The following is a 13,806-nucleotide window of genomic DNA, read 5'->3' on the forward strand; positions in this document are numbered from 1 at the left end:
AGTGCACTGCGCGACGAAGCGCATCGCTTATCGCGACACGTTCGTCGACGAGCTGTACGAGGACATCGGCCGCCTCGTGACCGGAGACGCCGTGGACGCGCACCTGGTGGAGGCACGCCTGCGCCTGCTCGCGCGGACGAACTCCGCGGCGACCGCCGCCTACTGGGACCACCACGAGGACGGCGTGGGGGTCCCCGACAGCGCCTACAAGGCGAGCCCGCCCTACCTGTTCCCCGACCGGGAACCGGTGCGGGTCTTCGAGACCAGCAACACCACGGGCACCGGCACGGGGCGGGTCGCCTACACGCCGCGCGGCATGGAGCTCATGAAGACGTCCATCGTGCGGAACGCGGGAGCGCGTCTCCTGCGCGGACTTGCCGAACCGGCCGTGATCCGGCTGGTTCCGTCCGAGCAGGCGGCCCCGCGCATGATCATGGCCCATGGCATGGAGGTGATCGCCCGCCGGTTCGGACACGCGCGGCTCAGCTCCTGCGTGCTGGACGGTTCCGGGGTGGACCGGCACGCCTTGCGCCGGCTGCTCGGGCACGCGGTGGCGGAGGAACGTCCCGTGGTGCTCATCGGTGCGACATCGGTCTTCGTCAACCTGTGCCAGTCGTTGCGGGAAGAGGGAGAGTCCTGGCGGCTGCCTTCCGGTTCGCGCCTGGTGGACGCCGGCGGCCACAAGCGGGACCGGCGGGTGAGCGTGGAGGAGACACGGGCCATGGCCGCGCGGGTGTTCGGAATCGAGCCGCGGGGCCACTGCAACCTGTTCGGCATGACGGAGCTGGCCAGTCAGCTCTACGACGGGTGGGACACGGCCGTCGGTCCACTGGGCGAGCGGCCCAAAGCGTCCGAACCGTTCGTGCGGGCACAGGTGCGCGCGCCGGATGATCTCAGCCTCCTCGAACGCGGCGCCGGGCTGCTGGAGGTGGTCGATCTGTGCGTGCTGGACCGGCCCTGCGCGCTGCTCACGGGAGACTGGGGCCTCGCGCACCCGGCGGGGGTGGCGGTCACGGGCCGCGTGGCCAAGGCGCGTCAGCGGGGCTGCTCACTGGCTCTCGACCAGGTCACGGCGGAGCGGAACGATCATGGCTGAGCCGCGTTGCGTGTCGTGGCTGCCGTCGTGGGCCGATCCCGGCAGCCTGGAGCGTGCGTCCGTCGGCGGCGACGCCCCGGACGGGCGGTACTACGGTCTGCGGCCCGCTCCTGGGCAGTGGCCGGGCTTGGGAGAGGGGCTGCGCGCGGCCCACGAGTCGCTGCGCGCGATGCCGGTGGACCGGATCGTCGAAGCGTTCGACCGCACGTGTTCCCGGTGGGCGGACCACGGCTTCGCCCACCGGGTGCGGGCCCGGGCCGACATCGTCGCCGCGACGGGGTTCTCGGCGCAGGCGGTGGACCACGGTCTCGACGTCGAGCTGTCCAACTACCGCGCGAAGACGCTGTACCGCGTCCTTCGTCGGGAACTCGGCGACCCGGGTGTTCTGGACGGGTTCACCGCAGACCGAGAGCTCGGCGGACACACCATGGCGCTGGGACCGCGGGTGACCACGGCGGTGTGCAGCGGCAACGTTCCCGGGCTGCCTGCGCTTTCCCTCGTGCGCGCCCTGCTGGTCAAGTCGGCGGTGATCCTCAAGGTCGCCAGCGGCGAGCCCACCTTCGCCGTGCACTTCCTGCGCTCCCTCGCGGAAGTGGACCCCGCGCTGGCCGACGCCGTGGTCGTCACCTACTGGCCGAGCCAGGACACGGCCACGCTGCGCGGCGCGATGGAGCAGGCCGACGCCGTGATCGCCTACGGCGGCGACGACGCGTGCGCGGCCGTCCGTGCCCACCTGCGGCCGCACCAGCGCTACGTCGAGCACGGCCACAAGGTCTCGGTGGGTGTGCTCACCGGCGACTACCTCGCCGATGTCGGACTGCGCGAGGTGGCCGGGCGCGTCGCCGAGGACGTGTCCACCTTCAACCAGCACGCCTGCGTGGCCCCCCTGGCCTACCTTGTGGAAAGCCGCGACCCGAGCCCGCGGGACGTCGCCGAGGCGCTGGCGCGCGCGATGGCCGAGTACGCGGCGGACTGCCCGCTGGGGCTGCTGTCCTCGACGGACGCGGCGGCTCTGCAGCTGCGCCGGGCGAACATGGCATGGGCAGCGGCGAGCAGTCCCGGGGGCGGCTTCTGGCGCTCGGCGGGCCTGGACTGGACGGTCACCCTCGCCCCGGACCTGCTCTCCGTCCAGGGCGCGGGAAACCGTACGGTCGGCGTGGTGCCGGTGCGCGACACGCGGCACATCCTGAGCGAGCTGCGCCCCCTCGCCGACCGGCTGCAGAACATCGGACTCGGCGCGAGCGGGGACCGGTTTTGGACGTTGGCGTCCGCACTCGGGCGGCTCGGCGCCAGCAGGATCAGCGAACCGGGACGGATGGCGGGACCGAGCGTCGTCTGGAGACACGACGGCATGCCCTGCCTGTCCCTGCTGCTGCGTTGGTGCGACATCGAGATGCACCCGCAAGCGCGGCACCGCGTGAAGACCCCAGCGAAGGATGAAGTGACGCAAGCATGACGGAAACCACACTCAAGGCGAAAGAGCTCCACCCGCACCTGCCGGCTTCGGTGGAGGTCATCGACTGCACACTGCGCGACGGTGAGCAGGCACCCGGCGTCTGGTTCACGACCGAGGAGAAGCTGCGGCTGGCCACGGCCCTGTCAAAGGCGGGCGTCTCGGCCCTCGACGCGGGCTTCCCCGCCTCGTCCGGCAGCGAGCTGGAAGCCCTGCAGGCCCTGCACGAGCTCGGGCTCAGCGCATCGATCGCGGCGACCGCCCGTCCCCTGGCACAGGATGTCGCCGCCGCGGCGAAATCCCATGCGGACGAGGTGTTCCTGTTCATGCCGACCAGCGACCTGCGGCTCAAGGAGACCCTCGGTATCACCCGCGACCGGGCCACGACCGTCTTCAGGTCGGGGGCGGAGGCGGCCGCCGCTCGCGGTCTGGCCGTCAACCTGGTCTTCGAGGACGCGACGCGCTCCGATCCGCGGACGCTGATCGACACGGCCGAGGAGCTGCGCCGGCACGTCCCGCTGCGCCGTCTGGTGCTGGCCGACACCACCGGATGCGCCCACCCGGCCGGGATGCACCAACTGATCCGCTCCCTCACGGACGCCCTCGGCCCCGGGACGACGCTGTGCACCCACAACCACAACGACTTCGGGCTGGCGGCGGCGAACACCCTCGCGGCGGTCGGTGCGGGGGCGAAGGCGATCACCTGTACGGTCAACGGGCTCGGCGAACGCGCCGGCAACGCCGACCTGGCCGAGTGTGTGGCCGGCCTGACCCACCTGTACGGGGTCGAGCACGGCGTCGACCCGTTGGCGCTGCCCTCGCTCGCCGCCGACGTGGAACGGGCGAGCGGAGTGGCCACGAGCCCCATCAAGCCGGTGACCGGGTTCAACGTCTTCCGGCACGAGTCAGGAGTGCACGTCGACGCGATGCTCAAGGACAGCCGCAGCTACGAGTTCCTGCCGGCCGCCTGGGCGGGGCGCAGCAGCGAGTTCGTGCTGGGCAAACACAGCGGCACCTCGCTGGTACGCCACCTCCTCACCTGTGCCGGCGTGCCATGTGACGACGCTCTGGTGGCGCGCGCCCTCGGCGAGGTCAGGGACGCGGTCGAGCGGCGGGACAAGGCCGCGCACCGGCAGGCCCACGCCGACCTCCAGGCGGTGTACCGCACGCTGCTGTCGGGGTACGACGCGGCGGCGCTGGTCGAGCGCTACCGCGGCCACCGGCCGTCGGAGGGGCAGGTGGAACGGTGAACGCCGGCGGCCGCACCATCAGCGACAAGATCATCGACGCGCACACCGTCGACCCCGCTGACACCGGGGCCTACCGCGAGGTGCGGGTGGACGCACTCCTCGGCCACGACGCCACCATCGCGCTGCTGGTGGACGAGTTCGAGCGCCGCGGCCTGAAGATCTGGGACCCCGAGCGGGTCATCTTCACCAACGACCACTTCTCCCCGCCGGCGACCATCGAGCGCGCCGACATCTCCAACACCTTCCTGCGCTTCGCCCGGAAGCGGGACGTCACCCACCTCATGCTGGATCGCGGCATCTGCCATCAGCTGCTCGTGGAGAACCCGCTGTGCACACCCGGCAGCCTGATCGTCGGGGCCGACAGCCACACGGTGATGGCAGGCGGCCTCGGCGCGTGTGCGACGGGCATGGGCTCCACCGACATCCTCTACGCCCTCGCCACCGGGACGACGTGGATGCAGCGCCCCGCCACCGTGCGGGTCAACTTCCACGGCGCGCTCGGCAAGTTCTGCAACGGGCGGGACGTCGTCCTGGAACTGCTGCGCCTGCTGGGGGAGAGCGGCGCGCGGTACCGTTCCCTGGAGTTCCACGACCTCGCGGACCGTCCTCTCGGGCAGGACGACCGCTTCGCGATCTCCAACATGGCGGTGGAACTCGGCGCCAAGTTCGGCGTCTTCGTGCCCGACGACGTGACGGCCGAGTACTGCGCCGCACGGGACGGCCACCGGCCCGCCCTCCTCGCGCCGGATCCCGACGCACCGTACGAACGCGCCGTGGACGTCGATCTGTCCGCCCTGACCCCCCGGATCGCGAAACCGTGGTCGCCCGGGAACGTGGTGTCTGTCCAGGACGTCGAAACGAGGCCCGTGTCGGTCGCCTTTCTGGGGTCCTGCTCCAGCGGCCGCATCACCGACATCCGCGACGCGGCCGAGGAGCTCGACGGCGAGACCGTGCACCCCGACGTCCGCTTCGTCGTCATACCCGCCTCGGTGCACGTCTTCCAGCAGGCGCTGCGGGCGGGATACGTGACCACGCTGACGGACGCGGGCGCCGTCTTCAACCATTCGAGCTGCGGCCCGTGCGGGGGCATCGACAAAGGTGTGCTGGGCGCCGACGACGTGTGCGTCTCCACCTCGAACCGCAACTTCCGCGGCCGCATGGGCCACTGGGAGAGCCGCACCTACCTGGCGAGCGCCCGCACCGTGGCGCGCGCGGCGCGCGCCGGGCACATCGGTCCCGATCTGTACGAGGCGGGGAGCGCCGGATCATGACCACGATCACGGGCCGGGTATGGCTGTTCGGCGACGACCTCAACACCGATGTGATCCACCCTCCGCAGTTCTTCAGCCTCGACGAGGAGAAGGTGAGGGCCGGGCTCTTCCACGGCCTCGACCCCGGGATCCAGCCCCGTCTCCGCCCGGGGGACGTGCTCGTCGGCGGGCACAACTTCGGCTGCGGCTCCAGCCGCGAGACGTCGGTCAGGTCGCTCAAGCTGAACGGGATCGGTGCCCTCATCGCGCTCGACTTCGCCCGGATCTTCTTCCGCAACTGCACGAACAACGGCATCCCCTGCCTGACCCTTGCCCGCGCGCGGGACCTTCAGGCGCTGCGCCCCGGCCAGGTGGTGAACGTCGACCCGGAGCAGGCACGGATGACGACCGAGGAGGGTGAGGAGATCCCGCTGGATCCGCCCGGAGGGTTCGTCCAGCGCATCTGGCAGGCGGGCGGTCTGCTCGCCCTGCTGCCCGACTCCCGGCCCGAGCGAGGTGCGTGACCGTGCGCGCGGCATCCGACGCCCGGGACGCGGTCCTGCGCGTGCAGACCTGGGGCGGCCGGTGGGGCAGCGCCCTGCGCGGCGCCGTCTCACGCCCCTTCGAGCGAGCCACCGGTGTACGGGTGCAGCACGAACGGCACGTCGGGCTCGCACTGGCGCCTTCCTTGCTGGATGCCCTGCACACCGGGCGGCGCCCGCCGATCGACGTCGTCTGGTCCAACTCGGTGCCCGCGCTCAACGCCGCGCTCGCCGGCCACTGCGTGCCCCTGGACCGTGCCCGTATGCCGGTCCTGGACGCGCTCAGGGGCCGGGCCCGGCCCGACGGTGCCCCGGCACGGTCGGTGGTCCACCCCTACGTCGTGTACTACGTGCTGGGCTACCACGAGGACGCCTTCCCCGAAGGGGAGCCGCGCTCCTGGCACATCCTCTTCGACGAACGGCACCGCGGCAGAATCGCCCTCTACCCGCACGGAAACGGCCTGCACGCCCTCGCCCAGACGCTGCAAGGCGGACGCGTCGAGGACATCCCGGCGGACATGGAGGCGTGCTGGAGTTTCCTGCGGCGTCTTCGTCCTCAGGTCACCGAGCTCGAGTACAGCATCGGCATGGAGGAGCGGTTGCGCGCCCGCCACCTCGACCTGTGTTTCCGCGCTCTGCCCAACGTCCTCGCCTTCCAGTCCGACCTGCCCGTCGGATGGTGCGTGCCGGCCGAGGGGACCGCGGACACCACCGACGCGCTGTGGGTTCCGCGCGGAGTCCCGGACACCGTACGCGACGTCGCCATGCGGTACATCGCCTTCGCTCTGCGCCCGGACGTGCAACAGGACTGGTGCCGACAGCTCGGAGTCATGCCCGTGCACCCGGCCGCCGGTGTCCCCGAGATGCTGCGACGCCCCGATCTTCCCGCGCACGCCGACGACTTCCACGGGATCCTGCACATCCCGGAAAGCGTCAAGGCCGCGCAGCAACCGGAGTGGGAGGAGAGGTTCGCCGAGATCTTCGGCTGACCACCGCGTGCTCACCGCACCGCTTCGAGACAGGCCAGGGGCGGTGCCGAACGGCTCATTGGAGAGGAACACCATGTCCGAGAACGAGGGAGCCGCCATGGACACCGGCTCCCCACCCCCCGCCGGAGGCTGCCCGTTCGGTCCGAACGGGGCAGGCTTCAATCCGTTCGCCACACCCGGCTTCGCCGACCTCTACCAGCAGTTCGAGACGGCACGCGAGATGTCCCCCGTCTTTTACAGCGAGCCGTTCCACATGTGGATCGTCTCCCGGTACGACGACGTCCTGGCGATACTCAAGGACGCGGACCGCTTCTCGTCCTCCACCAGGCCGATCATCCTCTCGAGTTTCCCCGACGGGATCCGCACCGTGCTGGAGAGGACACACACCTTCGCCGCACCCAATCTGGCCTTCGACGGCCGCCCCGCGCACGATCGCCTGCGCGGCCCGGTGGCGAAGTACTTCTCCGCCAAGGCCATGATCCGTCGCGAGAGCCGCATACGTGACATCATGACCCGCTGCCTCGACGAGATACCCGAGGGCTCTCCCTTCGACCTCGTCGAGTCGTTCGCGCGGCCCGTCGCCAGCCGGGTGATCATCGATCTCGCGGGCCTCCCTCCGGCCGACCACGGCAGGATCATGCGATACCACGAAGCGGTCAACGGCTTCTTCTTCGGTGATCCGCCGGTCGAGCGGCAGCCGGGCTACGCGCAGGACGTACAGGAACTCGAGGCCTACCTCGCCGAGGTCATCGACCAGTGCCGGAGGACCCCGCGAGACGGCCTGATCAGCCACCTCCTCCAGCTCGTGGCGAAGGGGGAAGCCGACTACACCGACGCGGAACTCATCAGCCTGATCAGTTTCGACGTCCTCGCGGCGGGGATCCGCCCGGCCGGTTTCGTCATCGTCAACCTCTGTCGTGAGCTGCTGCGCGACCCACGGCACTGGGAGAGCGTCCGGGCCGACCCGTCCCTGTTCGACAGCGCCTTCAACGAGGCGCTCAGGCGCTCAGGTATCGGACTCGGTGTCTTCAGGACGACCACGGCCGAGGTGGACGTGGCCGGCACGCGCATTCCCGCAGGATCGGTCATCTGGGCCATGGTGTCGTCCGCGGACTACGACGAGAGCCGGTTCCCCGACCCCGCGGTGTTCGACCCCTCCCGGACGAATCTCGCCGGCAGCCTCCACTTCTCCCAGGGGCTTCACTACTGCCTCGGCTCCTACCTCGCCCGGACCGTCGCGCGGGTCGGCATCGATCTGCTGATGCGGCGGCACCCCGGTCTGCGCCTCGTGCCGGACCAGCGAATCGAGTACGAACCCAGCATCAACCTCATGATCCCGGCGGCTCTCCTCGTGGAGCGCTGAGGAGGGCGCCCGACGGGCCGGGGCTGCCTCCCCGCGGACCCGTGCCGAAGGCGGCGGGCCCGCCCGGACACGGCCCCGACCGGCCACCGCCGCCCACGCCCTCACCCCGCCTGCGCCACCGCTACACGGGGGCGCCGTCGCGGCAGGCCCGGTGGCCCCAGCCCGAAGCGGTCCTGCCGATCTCCTCGCCCACCTCGTAGCGGGACTTGCAGTGGCCGCAACGACCGGCGAACTTGGCCTTGATCACCGGCCCCGCTTTGCCGCCGCCAGGCCCGCGGGACGTCCGCGCCTTGCGCGAGCGCGCCGCGCGCGGCTTGTCCTCGGTCGCGGGGCTCGGCTGCGGGACGGCGGTGGCGCCGTGCGCCGTACCGGCGGGGGCCTGCTCGGTGGCCGCGGTGCTGGCGGCGGCGTCCGCGATCGCGTTGAGCGGATCGCCGTTCACCTGGTGGGCCAGGACGTGCTCGAAGACCACGTCGCGGCCTTCGAGGAGGGCGTCGATAAGGACGACCAGGTCCTTGTTGGCCACCGGCTTCTTCGACGCGGTCAGCCAGCCGTTGCGTTTCCACCCCGCGATCCACTTGGTGACCGCGTTCATCGCGTACTGCGAGTCCATCCGGACCTCCAGCGGCACCGCGGGGTCGGTGGCCTCCAAGAGCTCCGCGAGCGCGGTGAGCTCGGCCACGTTGTTCGTCGTACGGCCCAGCGGGCCCGACTCCCAGCGCTGCGGGGCACCCGCGGAGTCGGCGAGCACCCAGGCCCAGCCCGCGGGGCCCGGATTGATCTTGGCGGCACCGTCACAGGCCGCGACCATTCGTTCTGGCATCCCTCGATCATGCCAGGCCGTACCGAGACCGCGGACGCCCCTCGGACGAGGGCGGACCGATGGGTGCCTCCCCTCCGCGGATATGGGCGCTGCGCTCCATGGGCGTTTCCGCCCGGGTCGGCCAGGCTGGCGGGAGGGTCGGCTCCGTGCGTCGAGGCGTCGCCCAAACCCCGTCTCACACCCCCGCACCCGCCCCCCCGACGACCTGCTCCCCACCAGGAGGGCCCTGAGATGACCGGCGAAATCCCGTTCGCCCAGCCTCCTCCCCCACCGCGCCGCACCATGGGCTGGAGGTGGCGGCGCAACCCGCTGCGGCGCCCCACCGACCGGCTGCAGGCCTGGATCGGGCTGGGTCTGTTGCTGGTCACGCTGTCGGCCACCGCAGCCACTGTCCTCCTGGCCGGCCGCGCGGCGCACCAGCAACTGCGGCACACGGCGGAGGCACAGGCACGCTCCCGCCACCTGACGCCCGCGGTCCTCGTCCACGACGCGCCGGTGCACCCGGAACCGGGGTCGGACGAGGAGAAGGAGACCCGGTACACGGTCACCGTGCGGTACGCCGAACCCGGTGGGGAGCAGCGCACCGGGCAGGCCGAGGTGAGCCCCGGCCTCCCGGCAGGCGCCCGGGTACGGATCTGGGTGGACGAGGACGGATCAGTCGCCGACCCGCCCATGACCCGCGCGCACATCCACCGGCGCGTACTCGCCCGAGCGCTGCTCGCAGCCGCGCCCGTCCCTCTCGCCGCCGCCGCGGTCCACACGCTGATCGACCGCGGCGTCCAGCGCCGCAACCTGGCCGCGTGGGAAAAGGAATGGGACGAGACCGCCCCGCGGTGGACCCCTTCTCCCTAGCCGAACAAGTCCGCCGTCAGCAGTGGTCGGATGCGACCAGCGACCGCGTGCCCAAGGCGCCGGCCTTGTGGTTGCCGCCAGATGGCACCGGCCATGGCGAGGACGCGCTGGGCGACACGGAGGGCGACGCCCTCGAAGGTCCGTCCGCCGGGCTGCTCCGGATCCAACTGCCCCTCGAGGGCGTCGCTGTGCCTGACCACGCACCCCGGCAGCGGCGTCTCCCTCATGGCCGCCCCCGAGGCAGGCCCGGCCGGCCGCAAAGGCAACTCGGTGGGCCTCGCGGCTCCTCCGGTCTTACGCCGCACCTTCAGCCCGCTCCAGGCGGGTAGCGGCCCGCCGGACAGTGCCTAACGCGGCGCCGTGCCCGATGAGGAGTCACCGGCGTGCCGGCGGATCCGCATACCCGGACGGCGGCGATGCACCGTCAGGTAGGACATGCCGTCCTCGCCTGCGGTGACGCTGCGGCTGGAGCCGTGGGGAAGCCAGATCAGGCCGCCCTCGCGCAGGGGCCGGGGATCTTGCGCTGTGCCGAGAGTGCCGCTCCCGCGCACGACGAGGAGGAGCACGTCCAGATCCGGTTCGACGTGGGTCTCGATGTGCCTGCCGGCCGGTACGTGCACGAGGTTGGCGTCCAGTTGGCGCCCCGGTTCCGTCAGCCGCCACACCGCCCCGGCCCCTGCGTCCTCCTCGGCGGCGAGCGCGACGACGTCGCACAGCGGCATCGGCACCGGGACGTTCGAGGGGTGGGGGCCCGTGTCTGCATCCGCCATGAGGTGTCACCGTCCGATGTCTGTGCTGTGGGGGGTCCCTCACCGCCCCTGTGGCTACGCGGGGAGGGGCGGGTCGCGGATCCGGCGGGCGTGACGAAGCCCACGCGGTCGACGGCTCGCCTTTAATAGGAATCTAGCATGCGTATTTGCTAACGTCCTCGCGTGCGGCTGACGAGATTCACCGACCTGGCGTTGCGTGCCGTGATGCGCCTGGCGGTCAACGAGCAGGGCGGGTCCCTGGCCACCCGCGACGTGGCCGAGATGATGAGCGTGCCGTACACGCACATGGCGAAGGCGGTCACCAGGTTGCAGCACCTCGGCGTGGTCGAGGCCCGCCGGGGCCGCGGCGGCGGACTGGAGTTGACCGGGCTCGGACGACGCGTTTCCGTCGGCTGGCTGGTGCGGGAGCTGGAGGGCGAGGGCGAGGTCGTCTCCTGCGAAGGTGAGCAGCCGTGCCCCCTTCACGGCGCGTGCCGTCTCCGCCGTGCGCTGCGCGACGCACAGGAGGCGTTCTACTCCTCCCTCGAACCGCTCACCGTCGCCGACCTGGTGGCTCCGCCCGCGGGGCCGGTGCTCGTCGGGCTGGTCGGCCGATCCTCATGACGTACGTGCGCGGACCCGTCGAGCGGCCCCACGCGCACGTGCACCAGACGACGCACATGAATGGGACGACGCGCGCGAGGTCGACGGGGCGCACGAGCCGTGCGGTGCACATGAGTTGGGCGGCGCACGTGAAGCCCACGACACCCACGACGCAGGTGAAGCCCCCGACGTACGCGAACCGGACGCTCCCCCACCCGCTCGGACGCGCCGGCGACCTCCCGGAAACCCACCCCTGACCGAAGGACGGCGAACACCGATGGACTCCACGTCAGCCGCTGTGGTCACCGCGGTCACCTTTCTCTGGCTCGGGATGGTGCTGGCGATCTCCTTCCTGGAGGCCCCGTTGAAGTTCCGGGCCCCCGGCGTGACCGTGCCCGTCGGGCTGGGCATCGGCCGGCTCGTCTTCCGCGCCCTCAACGTGGTGGAGGTCGTCCTGGCCCTCGTCGTGATCGCGGCGATCGCGACCGGTGAAGCCTCCGTGACGGCGGGCGTAGCGACCGCGGCGGCCGCCGCCGTGCTGGTCGTGCAACTCGCCGTGGTCCGGCCCCGCCTCAGCCGCCGGTCCGACAGGGTGCTCGCGGGGGAAACCCTCCCGCGCTCCCACGCCCACCTCGTCTACGTGGCGTGCGAGGTGGCCAAGGTCGCCGCGCTCCTCGTCCTGGGCTGCGGCGTGCTCGCGGCCTGAGTACGGGCACAGGGGTGTCGGCCTCGCGCCCCGGTATCCCGCAGTTCCCCGCGGGGGGGGGGACAGTGGCGGCGCCGAGGACCCCGCCGCGCTGATCGACCGGGCCTTCGCCGTCGGCGCACCGTCGCTGGACGTCGTCGCGTAGGAGACCGGGCGTGCCGGGCGAGGTGCGGCACTCGCTGATGCCCTTCCCGCCCCGGCCGCGGAGAGCGCGTCCCTGTGCAGGGGGCGGAGACATGGCGCCCCCTCAACGGGGACCGCCGCACGGCGTGTTGAGCGACGCGAGTGGCGGGGCGGGGCTTGCGGTGGGGTGTGTGGTGGGCAAAGATCGGGACCAGGTGACCGATGCCGTACCGCAAATGTGTGCCGCGGTCGGAGGGCCGCCGGTGAGGGCGTGTCCGGGGGTGCGGGCCGGTCGAGGACGCCTGCTGCCGCACTGCTGACGGGGAGGACCCATGTTTCGACTGCCGCGCGCCGCGGGCGTACTGGCGGCCGGCGCCGCGTTGATCGTCGTACCCGCTCACGCCGCCGCAGCGGTCGGGCCGGCTGCCGGGACGGGCGCGCCCCACGTCCTCGGCGCCTGCTCCGAGCTGATCGGCCAGGGCCCTGGCTGGGCCTCCCTGCGCAACGACTGCGGTGTGGAGGTCAGCGGTTCCGTCCAGTTGACCTCCGGCACGAGCCCCCAGTGCGTGTCGATCCCCGCGCACGGCACGAGCACCGTGCGCTGGGCAGGAGACGGGACGGCCGAGTACGCCTACGACTGCCTGACGCGCGGGGACGAGTAAGGCGCTGCCCCCCGCCGGCCAGGCGGGCGGCCGGTGCTCTCAGCGCACGAGACCGGGGAGCGCCGCCTTGGTGGCCTCCGCCAAGAGGGCCTTGTCCGACGCTGAGTCCTCGTCGTCGCCGCGGGACATCAGCGCGATGATCACCGGTGCTCCGTGCGGGCGCCAGGCCACCGCGATGTCGTTCTGCGTGCCGTGGGTGAGGCCGGATCCCGTCTTGTCCGCGACCTTCCAATCGGAGGGAACGCCGGCACGGATGAGGTCGTCGCCTGTGGTGTTGCCGCGCATCCAGGTCGCCAGCAGCTCGCGCCGGTCCGGGGCCAGGGCGTCGTCGAGCAGGAAGCGACGCAGGTCCTGGCCCAGCGCACGGGGTGTGCTGGTGTCGCGCGTGGTGCCGGGCGGCGTGTCGTTGAGGTCCGGCTCGATGCGGTCGAACACGCTGGTCCTGTCGCCCAGGCCGCGCATCTTCCGCTGCAGCCCCGCGGGGCCGCCGAGTTGCTCGAAGAGCAGGTTCGCGGCGGTGTTGTCGCTGTACTGGAGTGCGGCCTTCAGCAAGGCGCGCACCGACATCCCGGTGTCCGGGTGTTTCCTGGTGATCGGCGCGTAGTCCTGCAGGTCGTCGCGCTCGTATGTGATCACCCGGTTCAGTTCCGCGTCATCGGCGTGCTCCAGCAGCGCCGCAGCCTGGAGGACCTTGGCCGTGGAACAGAACCCGAATCGCTCATCGGCGTGGTATGCCACCGTACGGCCGGAGCCGGTGTCCCTCATGTACAGGCCGAGTCTGCGGTCGTGCCGCTTCTCCAGTGCCGCCAGCGCTTTGGTGACGCGTGCCGGGGTGCTCGCCCCCGCGGAGGCGGACGGTGCCGCGGAGGCCCCCGCCGACGACTCGGCGGTGGTGGGGCGCTCCTCACCGCATCCGCTGATCAGACCGGCCACGAGCACGGGCACCGCGAGCAGCGTGGCCCGCTTCTTCATCGATCGCATGCGCGGCATCCTGCTGGGCGCGACCCGCACGGGCAAAGACGAGAACGCTGCTGTTCATGCCGTTGGGGCATGAGTGCCTGCCCGCATGCCTCCCTTCCCTGGCGTGGGTTGCGCTCCGGCAGGAGACCGAGGGAGCGCGAGCCTCGGTGCAGTTACCACACGTTCGGGCGCGGCACACCGGCGGACACAGCCGGCACACGTCCCCGGCACCGAAGCGCCGCCGCCGACAGCCGCCGACGACGGCAGCCGCCGACGGCGGAAAACCGGCGGCGGTGGACAGTCGGCGACGGCAAGCGCTCGCAGCGGTCGGCGCGCGCCGGCATCACCGTCCCCGGATCGGCGCGCCGGGCAGGGCGTCAGGAAC

At 71.8% G+C, this 13,806-nt stretch carries 14 protein-coding genes and 2 pseudogenes; 12 read left to right on the forward strand and 4 right to left on the reverse strand.

The window, feature by feature from the left end; all coding sequences use genetic code 11:
* The first annotated feature begins 1 nt into the window (after position 1).
* The 7 genes from DTL70_RS10325 (at position 2) to DTL70_RS10355 (ending at position 7,943) form a co-directional block, all read left to right on the forward strand.
* On the forward strand, positions 2–1,096 hold the full coding sequence (locus DTL70_RS10325; protein WP_114021581.1) for a LuxE/PaaK family acyltransferase: 1,095 nt from the start codon (positions 2–4) through the stop codon (positions 1,094–1,096).
* Positions 1,089–2,552 carry an acyl-CoA reductase gene (locus tag DTL70_RS10330; RefSeq protein ID WP_114021582.1) on the forward strand — a complete coding sequence of 488 codons (1,464 nt, stop codon included), beginning with the start codon at positions 1,089–1,091 and terminating at the stop codon, positions 2,550–2,552. Before DTL70_RS10325 ends, DTL70_RS10330 begins: the two co-directional genes overlap by 8 nt.
* Positions 2,549–3,799: a LeuA family protein gene (locus DTL70_RS10335; RefSeq protein WP_114021583.1), complete on the forward strand. Its 1,251-nt coding sequence runs from the start codon at positions 2,549–2,551 to the stop codon at positions 3,797–3,799. The genes DTL70_RS10330 and DTL70_RS10335 overlap by 4 nt, the downstream gene beginning before the upstream one ends.
* Positions 3,796–5,070, forward strand: coding sequence for a 3-isopropylmalate dehydratase large subunit (locus tag DTL70_RS10340; protein WP_114021584.1), 1,275 nt, complete (start codon positions 3,796–3,798; stop codon positions 5,068–5,070). The genes DTL70_RS10335 and DTL70_RS10340 overlap by 4 nt, the downstream gene beginning before the upstream one ends.
* Complete coding sequence (locus DTL70_RS10345) at positions 5,067–5,573, forward strand: LeuD/DmdB family oxidoreductase small subunit (RefSeq protein ID WP_114021585.1); 507 nt, start codon at positions 5,067–5,069, stop codon at positions 5,571–5,573. Before DTL70_RS10340 ends, DTL70_RS10345 begins: the two co-directional genes overlap by 4 nt.
* Before the next feature lie 2 nt (positions 5,574–5,575).
* A complete protein-coding gene (locus DTL70_RS10350; RefSeq protein WP_181860870.1) occupies positions 5,576–6,580 on the forward strand; it encodes an ABC transporter substrate-binding protein in 1,005 nt (334 codons plus the stop codon).
* Between the two features lie 73 nt (positions 6,581–6,653).
* Entirely contained in the window at positions 6,654–7,943 is a 1,290-nt protein-coding gene (locus DTL70_RS10355) for a cytochrome P450 (RefSeq protein WP_114021587.1), read from the forward strand.
* A gap of 121 nt (positions 7,944–8,064) precedes the next feature.
* Here the strand turns inward: DTL70_RS10355 and DTL70_RS10360 are convergent, their stop codons facing one another.
* Entirely contained in the window at positions 8,065–8,766 is a 702-nt protein-coding gene (locus DTL70_RS10360) for a ribonuclease H family protein (RefSeq protein ID WP_245979215.1), read from the reverse strand.
* 231 nt (positions 8,767–8,997) lie between these two features.
* Here DTL70_RS10360 and DTL70_RS10365 point away from each other — a divergent pair, with 231 nt between their 5' ends.
* Entirely contained in the window at positions 8,998–9,618 is a 621-nt protein-coding gene (locus tag DTL70_RS10365) for an Rv1733c family protein (protein ID WP_114021589.1), read from the forward strand.
* A gap of 16 nt (positions 9,619–9,634) precedes the next feature.
* Here the strand turns inward: DTL70_RS10365 and DTL70_RS10370 are convergent.
* A pseudogene (locus DTL70_RS10370) lies at positions 9,635–9,806 on the reverse strand (IS982 family transposase); the annotation flags it as partial.
* On the opposite strand from DTL70_RS10370, the pseudogene DTL70_RS34205 reads away from it, so the two are divergent.
* Positions 9,793–9,897 (forward strand): annotated as a pseudogene (locus tag DTL70_RS34205) (FBP domain-containing protein); the annotation flags it as partial. The pseudogenes DTL70_RS10370 and DTL70_RS34205 overlap by 14 nt on opposite strands.
* A gap of 68 nt (positions 9,898–9,965) precedes the next feature.
* On the opposite strand, the gene DTL70_RS10380 reads toward DTL70_RS34205, so the two are convergent.
* Positions 9,966–10,388 (reverse strand): hypothetical protein, encoded by a 423-nt coding sequence (locus tag DTL70_RS10380; protein ID WP_114021590.1) that lies wholly within the window; start codon positions 10,386–10,388, stop codon positions 9,966–9,968.
* Between the two features lie 162 nt (positions 10,389–10,550).
* Here DTL70_RS10380 and DTL70_RS10385 point away from each other — a divergent pair, with 162 nt between their 5' ends.
* The 3 genes from DTL70_RS10385 (at position 10,551) to DTL70_RS10400 (ending at position 12,461) form a co-directional block, all read left to right on the forward strand.
* Positions 10,551–10,991 (forward strand): RrF2 family transcriptional regulator, encoded by a 441-nt coding sequence (locus DTL70_RS10385; RefSeq protein WP_114021591.1) that lies wholly within the window; start codon positions 10,551–10,553, stop codon positions 10,989–10,991.
* Between the two features lie 256 nt (positions 10,992–11,247).
* A complete protein-coding gene (locus DTL70_RS10390) occupies positions 11,248–11,676 on the forward strand; it encodes a hypothetical protein (RefSeq protein ID WP_114021592.1) in 429 nt (142 codons plus the stop codon).
* A gap of 455 nt (positions 11,677–12,131) precedes the next feature.
* Positions 12,132–12,461 (forward strand): hypothetical protein, encoded by a 330-nt coding sequence (locus tag DTL70_RS10400; RefSeq protein ID WP_114021593.1) that lies wholly within the window; start codon positions 12,132–12,134, stop codon positions 12,459–12,461.
* A gap of 39 nt (positions 12,462–12,500) precedes the next feature.
* Here the strand turns inward: DTL70_RS10400 and bla are convergent, their stop codons facing one another.
* Positions 12,501–13,442: a class A beta-lactamase gene (bla, locus tag DTL70_RS10405; protein WP_245979216.1), complete on the reverse strand. Its 942-nt coding sequence runs from the start codon at positions 13,440–13,442 to the stop codon at positions 12,501–12,503.
* Positions 13,443–13,806 lie beyond the last annotated feature (364 nt).

This window comes from Streptomyces diacarni (genome assembly GCF_003323715.1).
In the GTDB taxonomy this organism is placed as follows: Bacteria; Actinomycetota; Actinomycetes; order Streptomycetales; family Streptomycetaceae; genus Streptomyces; species Streptomyces diacarni.